General features: G+C 34.5%; 19 protein-coding genes. All 19 read left to right on the forward strand.

Going from position 1 to position 18,390, the window contains the following annotated elements; all coding sequences use genetic code 11:
• The first annotated feature begins 9 nt into the window (after window positions 1–9).
• The 19 genes from H7K77_RS18455 (at window position 10) to H7K77_RS18535 (ending at window position 18,363) form a co-directional block, all read left to right on the forward strand.
• Window positions 10–762: a hypothetical protein gene (locus H7K77_RS18455; RefSeq protein ID WP_186580065.1), complete on the forward strand. Its 753-nt coding sequence runs from the start codon at window positions 10–12 to the stop codon at window positions 760–762.
• Window positions 763–984: 222 nt separating this feature from the next.
• Entirely contained in the window at window positions 985–1,728 is a 744-nt protein-coding gene (locus tag H7K77_RS18460) for a hypothetical protein (protein WP_186580067.1), read from the forward strand.
• Between the two features lie 309 nt (window positions 1,729–2,037).
• Window positions 2,038–2,790, forward strand: coding sequence for a hypothetical protein (locus H7K77_RS18465; protein WP_186580069.1), 753 nt, complete (start codon window positions 2,038–2,040; stop codon window positions 2,788–2,790).
• Window positions 2,791–2,793: 3 nt separating this feature from the next.
• Window positions 2,794–2,982 carry a hypothetical protein gene (locus tag H7K77_RS18470; protein WP_186580070.1) on the forward strand — a complete coding sequence of 63 codons (189 nt, stop codon included), beginning with the start codon at window positions 2,794–2,796 and terminating at the stop codon, window positions 2,980–2,982.
• 19 nt (window positions 2,983–3,001) lie between these two features.
• Window positions 3,002–3,145, forward strand: coding sequence for a hypothetical protein (locus tag H7K77_RS21095; RefSeq protein WP_222599448.1), 144 nt, complete (start codon window positions 3,002–3,004; stop codon window positions 3,143–3,145).
• Window positions 3,146–3,200: 55 nt separating this feature from the next.
• Window positions 3,201–3,953 (forward strand): hypothetical protein, encoded by a 753-nt coding sequence (locus H7K77_RS18475; RefSeq protein WP_186580072.1) that lies wholly within the window; start codon window positions 3,201–3,203, stop codon window positions 3,951–3,953.
• Window positions 3,954–3,959: 6 nt separating this feature from the next.
• On the forward strand, window positions 3,960–4,322 hold the full coding sequence (locus tag H7K77_RS18480) for a hypothetical protein (RefSeq protein WP_186580073.1): 363 nt from the start codon (window positions 3,960–3,962) through the stop codon (window positions 4,320–4,322).
• A 124-nt stretch (window positions 4,323–4,446) separates the two neighbouring features.
• Complete coding sequence (locus H7K77_RS18485; protein WP_186580075.1) at window positions 4,447–5,133, forward strand: hypothetical protein; 687 nt, start codon at window positions 4,447–4,449, stop codon at window positions 5,131–5,133.
• Window positions 5,134–5,406: 273 nt separating this feature from the next.
• Window positions 5,407–5,529 (forward strand): hypothetical protein, encoded by a 123-nt coding sequence (locus tag H7K77_RS21605; RefSeq protein WP_268911935.1) that lies wholly within the window; start codon window positions 5,407–5,409, stop codon window positions 5,527–5,529.
• Between the two features lie 32 nt (window positions 5,530–5,561).
• Window positions 5,562–6,275 carry a hypothetical protein gene (locus H7K77_RS18490; RefSeq protein ID WP_222599449.1) on the forward strand — a complete coding sequence of 238 codons (714 nt, stop codon included), beginning with the start codon at window positions 5,562–5,564 and terminating at the stop codon, window positions 6,273–6,275.
• A gap of 5 nt (window positions 6,276–6,280) precedes the next feature.
• On the forward strand, window positions 6,281–7,666 hold the full coding sequence (locus tag H7K77_RS18495) for an Mbeg1-like protein (protein ID WP_186580079.1): 1,386 nt from the start codon (window positions 6,281–6,283) through the stop codon (window positions 7,664–7,666).
• Between the two features lie 17 nt (window positions 7,667–7,683).
• Window positions 7,684–7,878: a hypothetical protein gene (locus tag H7K77_RS18500; protein ID WP_186580081.1), complete on the forward strand. Its 195-nt coding sequence runs from the start codon at window positions 7,684–7,686 to the stop codon at window positions 7,876–7,878.
• A gap of 88 nt (window positions 7,879–7,966) precedes the next feature.
• Window positions 7,967–8,269 carry a WXG100 family type VII secretion target gene (locus H7K77_RS18505; RefSeq protein WP_186580083.1) on the forward strand — a complete coding sequence of 101 codons (303 nt, stop codon included), beginning with the start codon at window positions 7,967–7,969 and terminating at the stop codon, window positions 8,267–8,269.
• A 33-nt stretch (window positions 8,270–8,302) separates the two neighbouring features.
• Window positions 8,303–8,605 (forward strand): pore-forming ESAT-6 family protein, encoded by a 303-nt coding sequence (locus H7K77_RS18510; RefSeq protein WP_186580085.1) that lies wholly within the window; start codon window positions 8,303–8,305, stop codon window positions 8,603–8,605.
• 100 nt (window positions 8,606–8,705) lie between these two features.
• Entirely contained in the window at window positions 8,706–9,962 is a 1,257-nt protein-coding gene (locus H7K77_RS18515) for a DUF6382 domain-containing protein (protein WP_186580087.1), read from the forward strand.
• Between the two features lie 69 nt (window positions 9,963–10,031).
• Complete coding sequence (locus H7K77_RS18520; RefSeq protein ID WP_186580089.1) at window positions 10,032–10,802, forward strand: PP2C family protein-serine/threonine phosphatase; 771 nt, start codon at window positions 10,032–10,034, stop codon at window positions 10,800–10,802.
• A gap of 10 nt (window positions 10,803–10,812) precedes the next feature.
• Entirely contained in the window at window positions 10,813–12,753 is a 1,941-nt protein-coding gene (locus H7K77_RS21770; RefSeq protein WP_186580091.1) for a protein kinase domain-containing protein, read from the forward strand.
• 15 nt (window positions 12,754–12,768) lie between these two features.
• Window positions 12,769–13,254, forward strand: a complete 486-nt coding sequence (locus H7K77_RS18530; protein ID WP_186580093.1) for a hypothetical protein — start codon at window positions 12,769–12,771, stop codon at window positions 13,252–13,254.
• A 12-nt stretch (window positions 13,255–13,266) separates the two neighbouring features.
• Window positions 13,267–18,363 (forward strand): Ig-like domain-containing protein, encoded by a 5,097-nt coding sequence (locus tag H7K77_RS18535; protein WP_186580095.1) that lies wholly within the window; start codon window positions 13,267–13,269, stop codon window positions 18,361–18,363.
• The last annotated feature ends 27 nt before the right edge of the window (window positions 18,364–18,390 follow it).

Below are 18,390 nucleotides of genomic sequence, written 5' to 3' on the forward strand. Positions count from 1 at the left end.
GGTGTGAGGTTGAAAAAGAGAACAATATTCATTTTGATTTTACTAATGTTATTAATGGGCGTGACGGGCTGTATGAGTGAAGCTTCATCGCAAGAGGCCATTTTAACCTATTTAGAAGAAAAATATGATGAAAAGTTTGAGGTGGAAGCTTTTGATGAGGGTAATGAGGCTTTAAAGCAAATGTATGGAGGTGACGAATTAATTGCTCATCCTGTGGGAAAACCGGAGCATGTGTTTCTGGCTGGTGAGTACCGAGAGCGAGATGGGGAGTATTATGATAATTATGTTTTGTCGATATGGCAAGATGAATTAACAAGACATTATGATGAAAAAATTAGTGAAATTCTCGTTGGGATGGATTATGAGTATAGAGTTTTATTGTATGTATTAGGAGAAAATTATGATAAGACAATGAAAAGTATGTCAGCATTTGACTATTTTGAAACTGAGAATAATGAGGGTTCACTAACATTTAGTGTAGCGATTAAGACGTCAGATTCACCTGATATTAAAGAATATAAAAAGGCAATTTATGAATTGTTGCAATTAGCAAATGCTATAAATGTTAAAACAACGGGTGTGTCAATTGGTTTTGTACATAATTCAGCTGATGTCAAAGATTATATTAGAACCTCGGCGATAAATAATACTCCATGGTCAAACATGGTAGGGGAAGTATATGGAACTGTAACTTTGGATAATAGATTGGATATTAATAGTCCAGATAAAGTAGAAGAATATTATGAAAAGTTAGCGGAATGATCGACACTAAACAATTTAAATGATGAGGAAAAAAATATACTACTTCAATTATTTTATTTTTAATTTTCCGCCAAAGAATAGAATTAAAAATTTGACTATGCATGGGAGGATATTTTGTGATAGTTGTTTGTTACTTACTTAATGCCTATCACTCAATCATGAGTACAAATAAATATTAAGATCGACCAGTTGGAAAATATAACAAGGTAGGGAGGTGTGAGGTTGAAGAGAGGAACAATATTCATAGTGATAGTACTAATGTTATTAATAGGAATGACGGGCTGTATGAGTGAATCGTCATCGCAAGAGGCTATTTTAACCTATCTAGAAGAAAAATATGATGAAAAGTTTGAGGTGGAAGCTTTTAAAGAAGGTAGCGACACATTTAAACAAATGTATGGAGCGGATAAAATAATTGTACATCCGGAAGGTAAACCAGAGCATGTGTTTTTAGCTGGTGAAGACCGTGACCATGAGGGTGAGTACTATGATAATTACGTTTTATCTATATGGTCAGATGAATTGACGAGGCATTATGAGAAAGAGATCAATAATATATTATTAGAAAGGAATTATGAGGTTAGATTAAACATTCTTGATGAAAAAAGTGACAGTTCGGATATGGATAAATCTATTTTTGATTATTTGAAAGATAATAAAGATGTCTGGTTAATTTTGAATGTTGCAATTAAAACCTCGGAGGGTCCAAATATTAATCAATATAACAAACAGATCTTAAATTTATTAAAGTTAATAGAGGGTACAGGTGTTAAGGATGTCACTGTATCAGTTGGCTTTGTTAATGAGTCTACAAAAATAGTGGATTATATTAGAACATCTGCTGTAAATAATATTCAATGGTCTAATCTGGTTGGTGATGTATATGGGGCTGTTACTGTAGATACGCTGCATAATATTCATAAACCAGAGCACGTAAACCAGTACTATGAAGGGTTTGAGGAGTGATAAAAATGTCACTTAATAACTTAAATGATGAAGAAATAATATATTGTTGCAGTTATTGTATTTTGATTTAACGAAGAACGTAAAAGGTGCAAGTTTGAAGGACATTGGTCAAGCTATGAGAGATTCTGAAAATAGCTGTGAAATTCGCTGTGAAATTCGCAGGAAGGCTCTATCCGAATAAGGTGGAAATCAGAATCAGGATTTGTTTATTACTTAATGCCTATCACCCAATCATGAATGTTGATAAGTATTAAGAAACGAATAAATATTGATCGATCAATTGGAAAAGTGGATCAAGGAGGGGGGAGGTTGAAAAAGAGAACAATATTCATTTTGATTTTACTAATATTATTAATGGGCGTGACGGGCTGTATGAGTGAAGTGTCATCGCAAGAAGCTATTTTAACCTATCTAGAAGAAAAATATGATGAAAAGTTTGAGGTGGAAGCTTTTAAAGAAGGGAGCGACGCATTTAAACAAATGTATGGGGCAGATAAAGTCATTGTCCATCCGGAAGGTAAACCAGAGCATGTGTTTTTAGCTGGTGAATATAGAGAACATGATGGTAAATATTATGATAATTATATTTTATCTATATGGTCGGATGAACTTACTAAGCATTTTGAAAAAGAAATAAGTGAAATTTTAACGGGGGTAGATTATGAATATAGGATCTTGTTATATGTTGTAGGAGAAAAATACGATAAGACAATGATTGAAATGTCAGTCTTTGACTATCTTGCCAATGTAAATCATGATGCTGATATTATATTAAACTTAGCTGTTAAAGAAAATCAACGACCAAATATAGATGAGTATTCCAATGAAATATACGATTTATATAAATTAATAAATAGCACAAATACTGAATCAAATAGTGTTTCCATTGGATTCGTCGATAAATCAACAGATGTTAAAGATTATATTAGAACGTCAGCAGTAAACAATGTACCTTGGTCAAACATGATTGGAAAAATGTATGGAACGCTTGCAGTTCATAAACAATTTGAAATATCTGACTCAAGTCAAATTGCAGAGTACTATCAACCTATGAGGAAATAAACAATGGCAACTAATAATTTGAATGATGAAGAAAAAAATACCTTATTACAATTATCCCATTTTGAATTGCCAATTGCAGAGAACCAAGAGCTAAGCTTAAGAGAGATATGGAAAAAAGCAATCAGGTATTCTGATGAAAACGGAGGCGAATATCGCAGTTATCCGAATTCTCCAACGAACCAGAAAATATGAAAACTCAAATCTAGCAGACGTGAAATTAAAAGACTATTGGAATAACAATCAAGCATGTACGGAAAACGAATTAGATTTGTTGGCTATGCATTGGAAGATATTTTATCATATTTGTTTATTTCTTAATGCCTATCACCCGATTATGAATGTTGATAAGTATTAAGAAATAAATAAATATTGATCGATTAATTGGAAAAGTGGAGCAAGGAGGGGGGAGGTTGAAAAAGAGAACAATATTCATTTTGAGTTTACTAATGTTAGTACTAGGGGTGACGGGCTGTATGAGTGAAGTGTCATCGCAAGAAGCCATTTTAACCTATTTAGAAGAAAAATATGATGAAAAGTTTGAGGTGGAAGCTTTTAAAGAAGGTAGCGACACATTTAAACAAATGTATGGAGCGGATAAGGTAATTGTACACCCGGAAGGTAAACTAGAGCATGTGTTTTTAGCCGGTGAAGACCGTGATCATGAGGGTGAGTATTATGATAATTACGTTTTATCTATATGGTCAGATGAATTGACGAGGCATTATGAGAAAGAGATTAAAAGTATCTTTATAGACAGTGATTATGAGTATAGGTTCTTAATCTATATTGAAGATGATAAATATGATAGTTCTATGATAGGGATGTCTGCAATGGATTACTTTAAAAATATAAATAAGGATGTAGGGCTAGTTTTGAAAATGGCTGTTAAAACAAATAGTAATACAAATTTAAATAAATATAATAAGAGGGTTTTTGATTTATTTCAACTGGTAAAAGCAGTAGATGTTGAGTCTACAACCCTATCAATAGGGTTTGTAGGGGGAACTGCTGATGTGTCTGATTATATTAGAACATCTTCAATCAATAATACTCCTTGGTCTAATATGAAAGGCAAGGTGTTTGGAACAGTCGTTATAGATAACACACTGGATATTTCTACGCCTAAGGATATCAATCAATACATTGAAATGGATGGAGAGTGACATTAAATGTCTATATCTCATTTAAATGACGAAGAAAAAAATATTTTATTACAACTATCTTATTTCAATTTACCTGAGGAAAGAATAAAAGGTAAGAGTATAAAAGAAATCTGGAATAGGGCAAAAAGAATGTCAGGTGATAATGGCGGTGAAGCCCGAAGAGCAGCCCTATCCGAATTCTTCAACGATCCAGAAAAATATGAAAACTCAAATCTAGCAGATGTTAAATTAAAAGATTATGCGAATAACAATCCAAACATGGATGGAAAAACAGAATTAGATTTGTTGGCTATGCATGGGATGATATTTTATCATATTTGTTTATTTCTTAATGCCTATCACCCAATCATGAATGTTGATAAGTATTAAGAAACAAATAAATATTGATCGTTCAATTGGAAATATAGGTCAAGAAGGGTGAGGTGGGAGGTTGAAAAGGAGACCAATATTCATTTTGATTTTACTAATGCTATCAATAGGAGTGACGGGCTGTATGAGTAAAGCATCATCGCAAGAGGCCATTTTAACCTATCTAGAGGAAAAATATGATGAAAGGTTTGAGGTGGAAGCTTTTGATGAGGGTAATGAGGCTTTAAAGCAAATGTATGGAGGCGACGAGTTAATTGCTCATCCTGAGGGAAACCCGGAGCATGTGTTTTTAGCTGGTGAAGACCGTGACCATGAGGGTGAGTACTATGATAATTATGTCCTATCTATATGGCAAAATGAGCTTACAAAGCATTATAAAGAGGAAATAAGTAAAATATTAACAGGGCTTGATTATGAGTACAGAATTTTAATATATTCACAAGATGGTTACAACGGATCGAATAAAGGAATGTCAGTATTTGAATATTTATCTAATAACAAACAGGATGCTAGCATTGCATTAAAGTTAGCAATTAAAGAAAGTAGTGATCCCAATATAAATAATTACAAAGGGCAAATTTATGAATTATATAAACTAGTTAATAATATTGATGCAGAATCAAGTCGTGTTTCTATAGGGGTTGTTGAAAAGTCAACTGGTGTCAAAGACTACATTAGAACATCAGAGGTAAACAATGTACCTTGGTCAAATATGATTGGTAAAGTGTATGGCACCCTTACAATACACAAGCAATTTGAGATTACAGATCCAAGTCAAATTGAAGAGTATTATCGACCAATGGAGGAGTAATAAATGTCGATAATTAATTTATATGAATAAGAATAGAACATATTATTACAATTATCTTATTTTGATTTGCAAACAGCTTAGAAGGAAGCAATGAGAAATCAAAAAACGTTAGTGAAGCCCTTGAGTTGCACTACCCGAATTCTTCAATGACCCAGAAAAATACGAAAACTCAAATCTAGCAGACGTCAAATTAAAAGATTATGCGAATAACAATCCAAACATGCAAGGTGAATCAGAACCAGGATTTGTTGGCTATGCATGGGAGGATATTTTATGATATTTGTTTGTTACTTAATGCCTATCACCCAATCATGGATGTTGATAAGTATTAAGAAACAAATAAATATTGATCGTCAATTGGAAATGTGGATCAAGAAGGGCGAGGTGCGAGGTTGAAAAGGAGACCAATATTCATTTTGATTTTACTAATGCTATCAATAGGAGTGACGGGCTGTATGAGTAAAGCATCATCGCAAGAGGCCATTTTAGCTTATCTAGAAGAAAAATATGATGAAAAGTTTGAGGTGGAAGCTTTTAAGGAAGGTAGCGAGGCCTTTAAACAAATGTATGGAGCAGATAAAGTCATTGTCCATCCGGAAGGTAAACCAGAGCATGTGTTTTTAGCTGGTGAAGACCGTGACCATGAAGGAGAGTACTATGATAACTATGTTTTATCTATATGGCAAGATGAGCTTACCAAGCATTATAAAGAAGAGATTAGTAAGATTTTAGCTGGTATAGATTATAGATATAGAGTTTTACTTTATACACAAGATGGATATGATAGTTCATTTAAAGAAATGTCAGTATTTAATTATCTCGAGAATGGTCATAATGACAGTTCTTTAATAATAAACGTAGCAATTTTGACTTCAAAAGCACCTAGTTTAAATGAATATAGTGAACAGATTTTACAATTAAATAAGTTGGCAAATACTGCAAATACTAAGCCGGCAGGAGTTTCAATAGGATTTGTAGATCAAGAAGTAGATGTTACCGATTATATTAGAACTTCAGCAGTAAATAATGTTCAATGGTCAAACATGATAGGTAAAGTATATGGACAGATAACAATTGATAATAGATTAAACATTACTAACTCAAATCAACTGAGCGAGTATTTTGAAACCTTCGAGGAGTAGTTACTATGTCACTTAATGTGTTAAATGATGAGGAGAAAAATGTATTATTACAATTATCATATTTTGATATACCACCTAGAAGTGCACCACATGGAATTAGTCTAATAGAATTTTGGAAAACTGTTATGCGTGATCCCAAAAATGGCGGTGAAGCCCGAAGAGCAGCCCTATCCGAATTCTTCAACGATCCAGAAAAATATGAAAACTCAAATCTAGCAGACGTTAAATTAAAAGATTATACGAATAACAATCCAAACATGGACGGAGAATCAGAATCAGGATTTGTTGGGTATGCATGGGAAGATAATCAAGGAAATGCTGCAACGGTTTTTAGAGGTAGTGAGGATATGATGGATCCTGAACATTTTAAAACAGATTGGGTTTCTAATATGGAAGCAGGTATTGGGGTTCAAATCCAACAACAACGTGAAGCGGATCAATTTTATCGTAACACTGTGAAGGAAATGGGTGGGGAGATATTAATTTTAGGCCACTCAAAAGGCGGCAATCTAGCTTCCTATGTTTTTGTTAATAACTTAGAAGATAAGATGTCAGCTTATGTAATAAATGGAGCACCCATTTTCTGGCCTGATTTAAATGCTGAGCAGAAAGAGGCTTTAAAGAGTGATAGATTCTCATTTATTGCATATGAAGGTGATTTTGTTCATGAGCTCGGTTTTGCACCATACGTTGACTTAAAAGTGAAAATCAAACAAGAAAAAACTTCAGACCCCTTTTATCCCCATTATGAAACAAGTGTGAACTTCATAGATGGAGGATTTGAAGAGACTAAATCTGGTGAGATAGATACATATACTGAATTTCTAACGAATGGGGTGCAGTTTTCTATAGTACAGAAAGTTAACCAATTACAGCCTGAAATTCAGCTTGCCTATATGATAAAGGATGCTACTATTATCTTCATCCATTTAGTTAAAAAAGGATTGGAAGTTTTGGCGAAACAAATAGCTGATCTTACTGTTGGTGTTTATATGAAAGTAAAAGGAGTTACTACACTAGTGATTAATGAATTAAAGAATTTCTTTGATTCATTAAAACAAAAAGTAAGAAGTATTGTGGTTAAAGGGTTGATAAGGGCATTTGGTGCTGGGTTTCCAGTGCAACCCTATCTAAAAGTTGATCTAGCAAGACTAAAATACTACGAAAGTAGATTGGAATATATCAAAAGGAAAACGAAGCGCATAAATAATAGAATAGATAGCTTATATTGGAAGGCTGATTTGTTCGATTTAGACAATATCATCCGCGCTGATTTACTAACAACCTTTCATAATCGGATTAATAATAACATTAGATACCTAAACACAACATTTGAATTGATACAAAGAACGGAAACATTTTTAAATAAAAAGGCAATGGCAATTCAATAAAAAGAAGGAGGTAGGAAATGAAGCCAGCTGTAAAAAGAGAGATTCAAGAGATAATTCGTGAAATTGATGGAATTGCTAGGGAATTAGAAGAGTTATCTCATGGAATTAATCAGGAATTTAAGGGGATTGGTGCTACGGTTTGCTCAAAGAATATGCAGGCTTTGTCAAGTAAATATAGATATGTGAGTAATGACTTACGTAGAACATTGTAAGTTACTTTTTCCCTGCTAAGAAACTCTTAGTAAAAAGTGTTATAAACAGACTACATAATAAATGTCACTTTAAAGGAGGTGAGAAAACATGGGGAGAGCGATTACGGTTGATCCGGCGAAATTAGAAAATGCTGCAAGTAAAATTGAACAGCAAGCTGGGGAATATCAAAGAATCTATAAATCACTATTTAACGAAGTTGATGGTATGGCTGCAGCTTGGCAAGGTCAAGATAATATGACTTTCGTATCACACATTAAAGAGTTCAAAGATGATTTTAATAGAATGAATTCTTTAATGCAGAAGTATTCTGAATACTTACGCATGAGTGCAAAGACGTACCGCGAAACACAAACAGATATAATCAACGCGGCAAAGAGATTAACTAACTAATATAGGTCAATGATGAATTAGGAGGTGAAGGGAATGGCTGTAGAAGGAATCAAGATTTCCTTAAATGAGGTAAGCAATACGGCTGGTCAGATTCGAAATCTTAACCAATCTTTATCCGTAAAGCTTGATGAAATTAAGAAAGAAATGAATGCACTAGCTCAAACTTGGAATAGTGATGCATCTAATACAATTCGTACTAACTTTAACGCACTTTCTCCACGATTTGAGGAGTACCGCCAAGTAGTGGATAACTATGCTAAGTTTTTAGATGCTACTGTAACAAGCTATGATAGTGCAGAATCAGCAATTAACAATAATGCTAGTGCATTTAAGTAATAGGGGAATGGCGGGATTGGCAGCTAACATTGGTTTAGCCGTCAATCCTCCAATTCAAGAAGTAGTGACCAAATAGAATGTATTTTGGAGTGGAATCGCAATGATTAAACATGTAGATCTAAGTATAGAAGATTACGGTTCAACAAGCTTTTTATATTATAAGGTAAGCAGTGACCAAGACGTCCCTACAAACGTTATTGATCAAATCGCAAAAAGTAATGTACCGGGGATCTTACCGTGTGTAGCAATTAAGACAGGTGATGACACGTTTATTAGATATGACATCACTTCCACTTCAAGCTTAGAAAATTATCTATCTAGATCTGTTTCCAAACAACAACTGACTAATTGTTTAGGTGGTCTATTAGAAACATTAATAAAAGCAGCACATAATGGTTTACAGCCTAATAACTTTTTATTTAATAAGAAGTATATGTATATCGATACGTATTCTAACCAATTAATCATCCCCTATTTGCCTATAGATAATCAGTCGGTTTATGAGCAAATTTCTTTAAGTGAATTTATAAGGCAAATGTTATCAACCCTACCATATAACCTTACAGATGATTTGGAGTTTTTTATTAAACTGCATAACTACATCGCAACAGAAGCCGACTTAACTGCTATGAAATTAAAAGCAAAGCTTAATGAGTTAGCGCCAACCTACATAAGTAACAACATGGAGCAAGCCGCTAAGGAAGATGATTCAGATTTTTATAGTCCTGGAAGTAGATCAAGTGAATTCAAGCATTCAGTCAATCAAGGTGTTCTAACCTCAGAATATAGTACAAAAAAGGTTGACAAGAAAAAAAGTAAACGACTCGAAATAGAAGAAGAAGTTAACTATAAGCGTGTTACTAAAACAGAACTAGATGAAAATAGTACTGGATATCGGGGTAATTCTCTCCCTGGTACATCGATAAATATCGGCTCCAACTTAGGAAATGGAATGTCTAATCCTTGGATAGAAAATAGTAATGAAGGAACTACAGTGCTAGGGGCTGTTTCTGAGGATGAAGAGGAAGGAACAACAACACTTGGAATTAGCCAACGCATCACGCAATATCCTTATTTAATTGCACAAAACAATAATGAAAAAATAACGATTGACAAAGAAATTTTTAAAATAGGGAGAGATCCTAAAAATACAGATTATATGTGTGCAAATAGAGTTGTCGGGAGAATTCATGCAAAAGTCTACTCTTGTAATGGAGAGTATTTTGTAGAGGATAATAATTCTACGAATGGTAGCTATGTTAACGGTATGAAATTAACAGCATATGAAAAGAAGAAAATTAGACACGAGGATACGATTAAACTGGCAAATGAAGAATTTACCTTTCACGTATTCTGAACTTTGGTTTCACATGCTTTAAATCATTTGAAAAAAGCAACGTAATTGAGGATTGAAAGGCTGATAAATATGGCATTTTTAACAACCTATCATACGGATAAAGGAATTAAAAAGGCAACGAACCAAGACGGATTATTAATTAAAACAGCCCAAACGGTAAAAGGAGAAGTTGGTCTATTCGTAGTCTGTGACGGGATGGGTGGCTTAGCGCAAGGGGAACTTGCTAGTGCAGCTGTGATCCGGGGAATGTCTGATTGGTTTGAGAGGGAATTACCAGAAATAATTTATTCAGAAGAATTAGATCAGGAAATTCAATCGGCATTAAAAGAATGTATTATCGAGCTAAATGAAAAGATATTGGCTTACGGAAATGCTTCTGATGCGAAGCTCGGAACGACTGTGACTGCAATGTTAACGATTGACCGTTCTTATTTTATTGTACAGATCGGGGATAGTCGTGCCTATTCAATTGCAGATAGAATTATCCAGTTAACAAAGGATCAGTCATTAGTTGCCCGTGAAGTCGAGCGAGGAAATATTACGTTAGAGCAGGCAAAAATTCATCCAAAGCGCAATGTACTACTACAATGTATTGGTGCTAATCAAGATATTGATGTAGAAATTTCTACTGGCGAGTTGCAACAAGAGGCGGCGTACTTACTATGTACAGATGGATTTTACCATGAAATTTCTGAGCGAGAAATCTATCAAGCCTTAACTCCAAGTAATCTTATAGATAAGCAGACAATGAAAAACAATGTAATAGAATTAGTTGAGTTAGTAAAACAACGAAATGAAATCGATAATATCTCCGTTGTGTTGATGAAGGTAACGAGTTAGGGGGATTTCCGTGCTACACATAGGTACTGTAATTGATGAAAGATATGAGATCCTCAAGCAAATTGGTAGAGGCGGTATGAGTATTGTCTATTTGGCAATGGATAATCGCCTAAATAAGTCATTAGTAGTAAAAGATATTCGAAAAAGAGCAAATAGCAATAATGAATTGCTGCTAAATAGCCTAGTTGTGGAAGCAAATATGTTAAAAAAACTGGACCATGGCGCACTCCCGAAAATTTACGACATTATCGAATCAGAGGGCGATATCTATGTTGTAATGGATTATATCGAGGGGCAATCGCTAAAGGAAAGACTTAATAAAGACGAGACGATTCCAGTAAAAGAAGTGATTGAGTGGGCTAAACAACTAAGTGATGTGCTGGGTTATTTGCATTCACGTAAACCGAACCCAATCATTTATCGTGACATGAAGCCAGATAATATCATGTTAACTCCCGATGGGAAAATTAAACTGATTGATTTTGGAATTGCTCGTGAGTTTAAAACGGACAACAATACGGATACAACGAATCTTGGTACGAAAGGTTATGCTGCACCCGAACAGGTATCTGGACAACAAACGGATGCTCGGACCGATATTTATAGTCTTGGTGTCACTCTCTACCATTTAATAACCGGGAAGAGCCTAAGTGAACCTCCTTTTGAGATAAAGCCAATTCGGTATTGGGATGCTTCTTTTCCGGAGGGGCTTGAACACATTATTTCAAAATGTACACAGTTAGAGCCAAGCAATCGTTACCAGAGCTGTGAAGAACTTTCCTATGATCTAGAAAATATAGATAAATTAACAAAAGGTTATAAGAAGAAGCTATATAAAAAGCTGTACACCTTTCTTATACCTGTCGTGTTATTTACCGCATTTACGACGACGTCAGCTATTGGTTATAACGGGATTAAAGATGAACAGTTCCAGGATTATATTGGTCTGATTAATGATGCAAGTGTTGCTGTAATTGAAGGGGAACAAACTAAGTCGATTGAGTTATTGGAAAAAGCAATAGCAGTCGATAAAGAGCGAGCAGATGCCTATAATAGTTTATTAGATTTGTATATTAATCGCGATGAAACTGATGAGGGAATAGCAAAAATAGAGGCATACATTAGTGATGAGTACGGTGATATCCAGAAAAATGATCAAGTTTTATTCAAGCTAGGAATGACTTACTTTGATATAAAGCGGGATTATGTGTCGGCGTTAAAGTACTTCCGTGCCGTTGATGAGGAAGAAATACCGGATGCTAAATACTATAAATCGCTTGCGACCACTTTAGGTAGCTTGAATATTGATTACGCTAAATTTTCTGATGAACTAATAGCTTTTGAAAAATACAATGATTCTTTGCCAAATAACAGTCAGAAGGTGGATAACTATAATTCATTAGCAAATATTTATATTTCATATAAAAGTCAAATTCAAGATGCAAACACAAGTGCCATTAACATTATCGAAAAGGCGAATGAGTTATTGAGTATTTTGAATGATGAAAACCTTGAGCTGAAGTATGAGATAAACTTCCAATATAAACTGGCCCAAGCCTATTATAGCCGAGGGGTGAATTCGAAAGATGAAGTAACTTCTAGAGATGATTTTAGTGATGCGATCGAACATTACAATACACTATTAGACAATGATGTAGAAGACAAAGAGGAAGTATTAATAACTATTGGTGTTATCTATCAAGAGATGGGTGACTACCAACAAGCAGTAGAACAATTTAAACAAACAATTCGAAGTAATCCCCAAAGTATTGATGCACATGTAAAACTGGGCAATTTACTTTTAGATATCGAACAAGGAAAAACAGAAAATAAGCGTAATTTTGATGAAGCTATTTCTATTTATGAAAAAATCGACAGTATGAAAGAGTCCAAGGAACATGATGCTTTTAAAAAGTATACAAGGCGGTTAGTGAATCTGAAGATCATCTAAAAGGAGGGGGACTAAATGGGATACCAAATTATGTTTTACGGAGGTCTAGCTGGAGCAATAGTAACCCTTCCTTTCATGATTGTTCTCTTTATTAAACTAGGAATCTGGCAGGCTATACAAGATTTAACAGGGTTCAGAACTGCTCGACCAAACTCTAAGAGGAAAGCAAAGGAAAAGAAGAAGGAGACTCGAGCAAAAGAGCGCCGAACTACAAGCGAAATAAGGCTACGCAAAAAGCATGTAGATGCAGAGGAAGCTAATTCTTTTGAGGCTACTGAATTATTACAAGACGTAATGGAGCCCACTGAGTTATTACAGGGCAATCAGGTAGAGGAAACGATGATGTTAAGTGATAGTGATGAAACAGGACTGCTTGGGGAGACAACAATATTATCTGAAGAAACTGAGGAAGAGTGGGTAAACCCAGATTTTATTATGGAAGAAGACATAATGATTGTACACTCAGCTATTGAAATAGAAGCTAGCAAAATAGAAGCATAGGGGGGATAAGAAATGGAAAGTAGAACGATCACTCATCAGCAAAAAAAACGCAAAAAACTGTATTGGCTGCCATTTGTAGCTGTGTTCCTTGTATCAGCACTACTATTTTCTACTCACGTATTTTCATCCAGTGATTTAAACATGATTATTACATACCAACAGGATGATGGAACAAAAGCTAATTGGGATTTGAGTGAAAGTGGAAAGCCTGATGGTCAATGGAAAACTACAAAAGACCAATTCACTTTTGAAGTTGATTTAAGCGAATACTTTGAAAAAGAAGTAACCAAAGATAGACCGTTTGATGTAAAGGCATCCTATCAAACGCATACTAATGATCTAGTTACTAAGGTAACAGAAGTTCAAGAAACGGATGGAGAAACCACTTCTTTTCAAGGAAAATATACAATTACAGTTATTGATGAAGATGGCACATTAGAGGATGGAGAGATTAGTACCAAGTTAGAAATCCTAACTACTGAGGGCTGGGATATACCTACCGAAAAAAGCCCAATTGTTATCTCTGTTATTAAAGATACAACAGCACCGGTTGTTACGCTATCCGGTATATCAGAAGGAGAGCTTTTCCATAAAGAGGGATCAATTAAACGATATCCAGAGCTAAAGGTTACCGTAAATGAGAAAAATTTTGATGAGAGTAACGTAACCATTGAGGGTGCTGAATTAGTTGGAAACGGATGGAATGATGATGGTGGGGATAGCTATACGAAAACGTACAAGATTGAACAAGATGGGGTATATAATCTTAAAGTGAAGGCAACAGATGTTTATGGCAACACGAGTGAGGAGCAACAGGTGTCCTTTTTAGTACATAATGAGGAACCAGAGTTTATCGTGCAAAGTGACGGTCAAACTATAACCGATGGAACAATGTTCAATGGTGCCAAAACAGTTGACCTTCAAGTAGTAAATGGAATTCCTTTAAAAGAAGCAAATCTTACGGTACAAAAGGATGGCGAATCTTATAAAAATGTAGGTGACTTTTCTATTAATGCAAACAAAGCAACCTTGAGTCAGTTATTCTCAGAACCTGGAGCATACAAACTGATCATGACTGCAAAGGATGCAACTGGAGAAAATATACACACAATGGCTGAGCCTTTGACCTTTACTATCGACACGACAAAACCAGTTGTTACGATTACAGACGAAAATGATAATTCAATTGAGGACAAAATAAATAATCATAATAAAACAGTCAATGTGACAATTAATGAACGTCATTTCAATGATAAAAAGGTAGATATTAACGTTTTTAAAAAAGAAAATGATAGCTATGTACAAATAAATAAATCATTCTCAGATTGGAAAGTCACTTCAGAAAATACACATACTAGTTCAACTGTTTTTAATGATGATGGGCACTATAAAGTGGTCGTTGATGCATCAGACATTCCAGGAAACAGCGCAGAGGTACAAACTGTTTTATTTACGGTTGATAAATCTTCTCCGCTTATCGAAATAGCAGGAGTAAAGAACGGCGAGCATTATAATGTTGATAAACAGGCGAATATACAAGTAATCGACTTTTTATTTAATCGAGATGACACGAATTTGAAAGTAAGCCATAGGAATCAGGAAACAGATGAAGAGAAACAGCTAGATATTGCTTTAGATTTTACAAAAATACCTGCATCAGCTAAACCAACCTTCACAGAGGAAGGACAATACCAAATCGATCTAGAATCCATTGACTTTGCTGGTAACAAAACAGAAGATCATGTTCGTTTTATTATAGATAAAACAGCGCCGAAGTTATCTATGAGTGAGCTAAGCGGACTTTATCTCAACAAAGAACAGGAAGTTGCAGTTTCAGTTACAGAAACAAACTACCAGGATAATAAGGTATCCTTTACCGTAACAAAGGATGGGAAGGATATAACAGAGCAAGTGGAAGAAGAAGCAGGCAGTAATTGGACAAATGTAGGAAAACTAGCAGAGTTAAACTATAAGTTTGGTCAAGATGGTTACTATACTATCCATCTAAGTGCGGAGGATAAGGCTGGTAATAAATCTGAGTTAGAGCAAAAGCAGTTCCATATCGACCAAACGAATCCACAAATTTCGATAGATGGTGTGGAAGATGGAACCCATTATGATGAAACAAAGTCTGTTACAATTCAGATTAAAGATAGAAATTTTAATTCAAATACAGTAACTGTTACTCGAAATGGAAAACCGTATGAAATAGAGGGGCTAAAAGTAGAGGATAGTGAATTCGGTAATTCTACTGCTAGATTAGGACATGATTTTGAACAAGAAGGGGACTACAAAATTGTAGTTAGATCTTTAGATAAGGCTGGTAATTCAACTAATCAACAAGTAAGCTTTACAGTTGATAAGACTAAGCCAGATCTTAAATTAACAAATACTATTGACTCACATATTTCGGCGGAAACAATAGCGGATCTGGGTTTGAATTCCCTAATTAAAGTCAGTCTAAAAGAACTAAATGTAGCTACAAAATCTGTATCTGTAAAACATATTGGATTAGACGGGAAAGAAGCGACTCTTACTGAATCTGAAATAGGTCAATGGAGTAAACAAGAAGGTAAAAACGATTCTTATGATTTTATTTTTAAAAACAAAGTATTCAATAAAGATGGTGTGTACACCATTGATGTAGTTGCTAAAGATAAAGCAGGAGTAGAATCTAAAGAAACAACGTCCTTTACGGTCGATAACATCAAACCTGAAATTACCTTATCGAACATGGACTTGTACTATGATAAAGCACAAACAGTTACAGTGAAAGTTGAAGAATTTAACGCTAAAAAGAACACTGTCACCATTGATGTGTTTAGAGAGAATAACAATGGAGAGTTTGTGCATTATGATTCCGATAAATTTAAAGATTGGAATCAAAAAGACGCTACTAAAACTACTAAACTTAATTTTCCATTTAATGAAGATGGTAAGTATAAGATTGTCGTTAATGCTGTTGATGATGCCGGTAACAAAGCTGTAGAGAAGTCAGAAGTGTTTACAATTGACACAGTCGCTCCTGTTCTGTCCATTAAAGGAATCGAAGTGACAGATAGCATTAACCACTATAATAGTAGTAAGTATGTAGAGATTAGTGTCAACGATACAAACATAAATGAAGATACTACAACTCTTTTAATCAAAAAATTAAATAGAGCTACTGGCAAGATGGAAAATTATCAAACTAGTAAGTTTGCTTTCACAAAAACAACCGCAACATTTGCACACAATTTTTCAACGGATAAAGAAGGAACGTACAGTATCGAATTAAGTGCAACTGACAAATCTGGTAATAAACCGGAATCAAAGAAAGTAACGTTTGTTATTGATGATACTGCACCTATTCTTGCGATTGATAACATAGAAAATGGTTCCTATAATTCATCGAGTAAGAAGGTTAGTATGTCAGTCAAAGAAACAAATTATGAAACAAATAGTGTAAACTTTCTGGTAACCAAAGATGGGCAAGAAATTACCAATCAAGTAGAACAAGGCAAGGACTGGAAGTATACCAATGAACTTTCTAAACTAAGTTATAACTTTACATCAGACGGTTTCTATACGATAAAACTTAGTGCGAAAGATGCTGCAGGTAACAATAGTACTTCCAAACAGAAACAATTTACCATTGATAAGACTAAACCTGTAATTGAATTAACAGGGGTAGATGGTAACGCCTTTTATAATGAAGATAAACGATTAAGTGTAACGATTCGCGATCGGAATTTTAAAACAAATACGATCAATGTCACACGAAATGGTAGAAGTTATAATGTTGGTGGCTTTTCTGTCACGAATAAAAAGTATGCTGATTCAGTAGCATCTCTGTCTCATAACTTTAGTCAAGAAGGTGAATACAAAGTAGTAGTTGAGGCAACGGACCAAGCCGGTAATAGCTTTAGTCAACAAATTACTTTTACCATTGATAAAACAAAACCAGTCATTACTCCAAATATAAAAGGAGACGGTACAGTAATTAAAGATGGTGCCTACATTAACAAAGTATTTACACCGCAATTCTCATTAGATAAACCAAGGGAAGATAAAATTGTCTCGGTGATTCTAAATAATGGATCGAATATTGCTGGGAAAGTTCCAGTTGCATCAAAAGAGATGGTGTATAACTACAAGGTGTTAGCTCGTGATAAGGCAGGTAATGAATCGACTTTAGAATTAAGTTTTACGTTAGATACGACGAAGCCCGAGTTAAACATTAACGGAGTAATTGAGGGGTTCTTTAATAATAATATTAATCCAAGAGTAACTTATTCAGACATCCATTTAGACAGGAACAAAACATTTGTTACGTTAAATGGTCAACCATTTGTCAATGGTACACGTTTGGAAAAAGAACGGGATTATGTCTTAAAAGCGGTTATTACCGATTTAGCTAACAATGTTAGTGCTAGGACTATTGTGTTTACAATCGATAAAACATCACCTGTTATCAAGTTTAAGGAAGACATTTCGGATAAATATCTGAATGAAAATATCATACCAGAGCTTTTGATTAATGATTTAAATGAGTATGACATTATTTCCCAAACATTAGATGGGGTACCATATCAGATTGGTGATCCAATCGAAGGAGAAGGTAAGCACGTCCTATTCTTTGAGGTGAAAGATAAAGCAGGAAACATTCAACAATTATCAGTAGAATTTATCATTGATAAAACACCACCAGAAATTATTTTTGATGGGATTGAGAAAAATGGAGAGTATTTTGATCCGGTTAAGCTGAAGATTCGCTTAGATAATCCTCAGGATAAAATCAAATCTATTATGATTAATGGTGAAGTATTTGATGGTAAAGTGGTTGAAGAAGATGGCTATCAGGTCATTGAAGCAAGTTTATCTGACATTAATAAGTATGAAATCAAGGTTGAAGCATATGATGAAGCGGGAAATGTAACAGAATCTATTATTCCATTTGAAATTGCTGAAAAGAGTGCAGTAACAAAATTCTATGAAAATAAAGTACTGTTTGCTAGTACTATTGCTGGTCTTTGTCTAGTTGTCTTAGGTGGGGGCGGAACGCTTGTTTATAGAAGGCGGAAAGCAAAAGTGATTTCAGAGGAAGAGATTTTGGAAAAAGCAGAATAAACTAAAGGAGAAAAGCCAAGTCATTCG

The sequence above is a fragment of the Aquibacillus kalidii genome (genome assembly GCF_014280935.1).
In the GTDB taxonomy this organism is placed as follows: domain Bacteria; phylum Bacillota; class Bacilli; order Bacillales; family Amphibacillaceae; genus Aquibacillus_D; species Aquibacillus_D kalidii.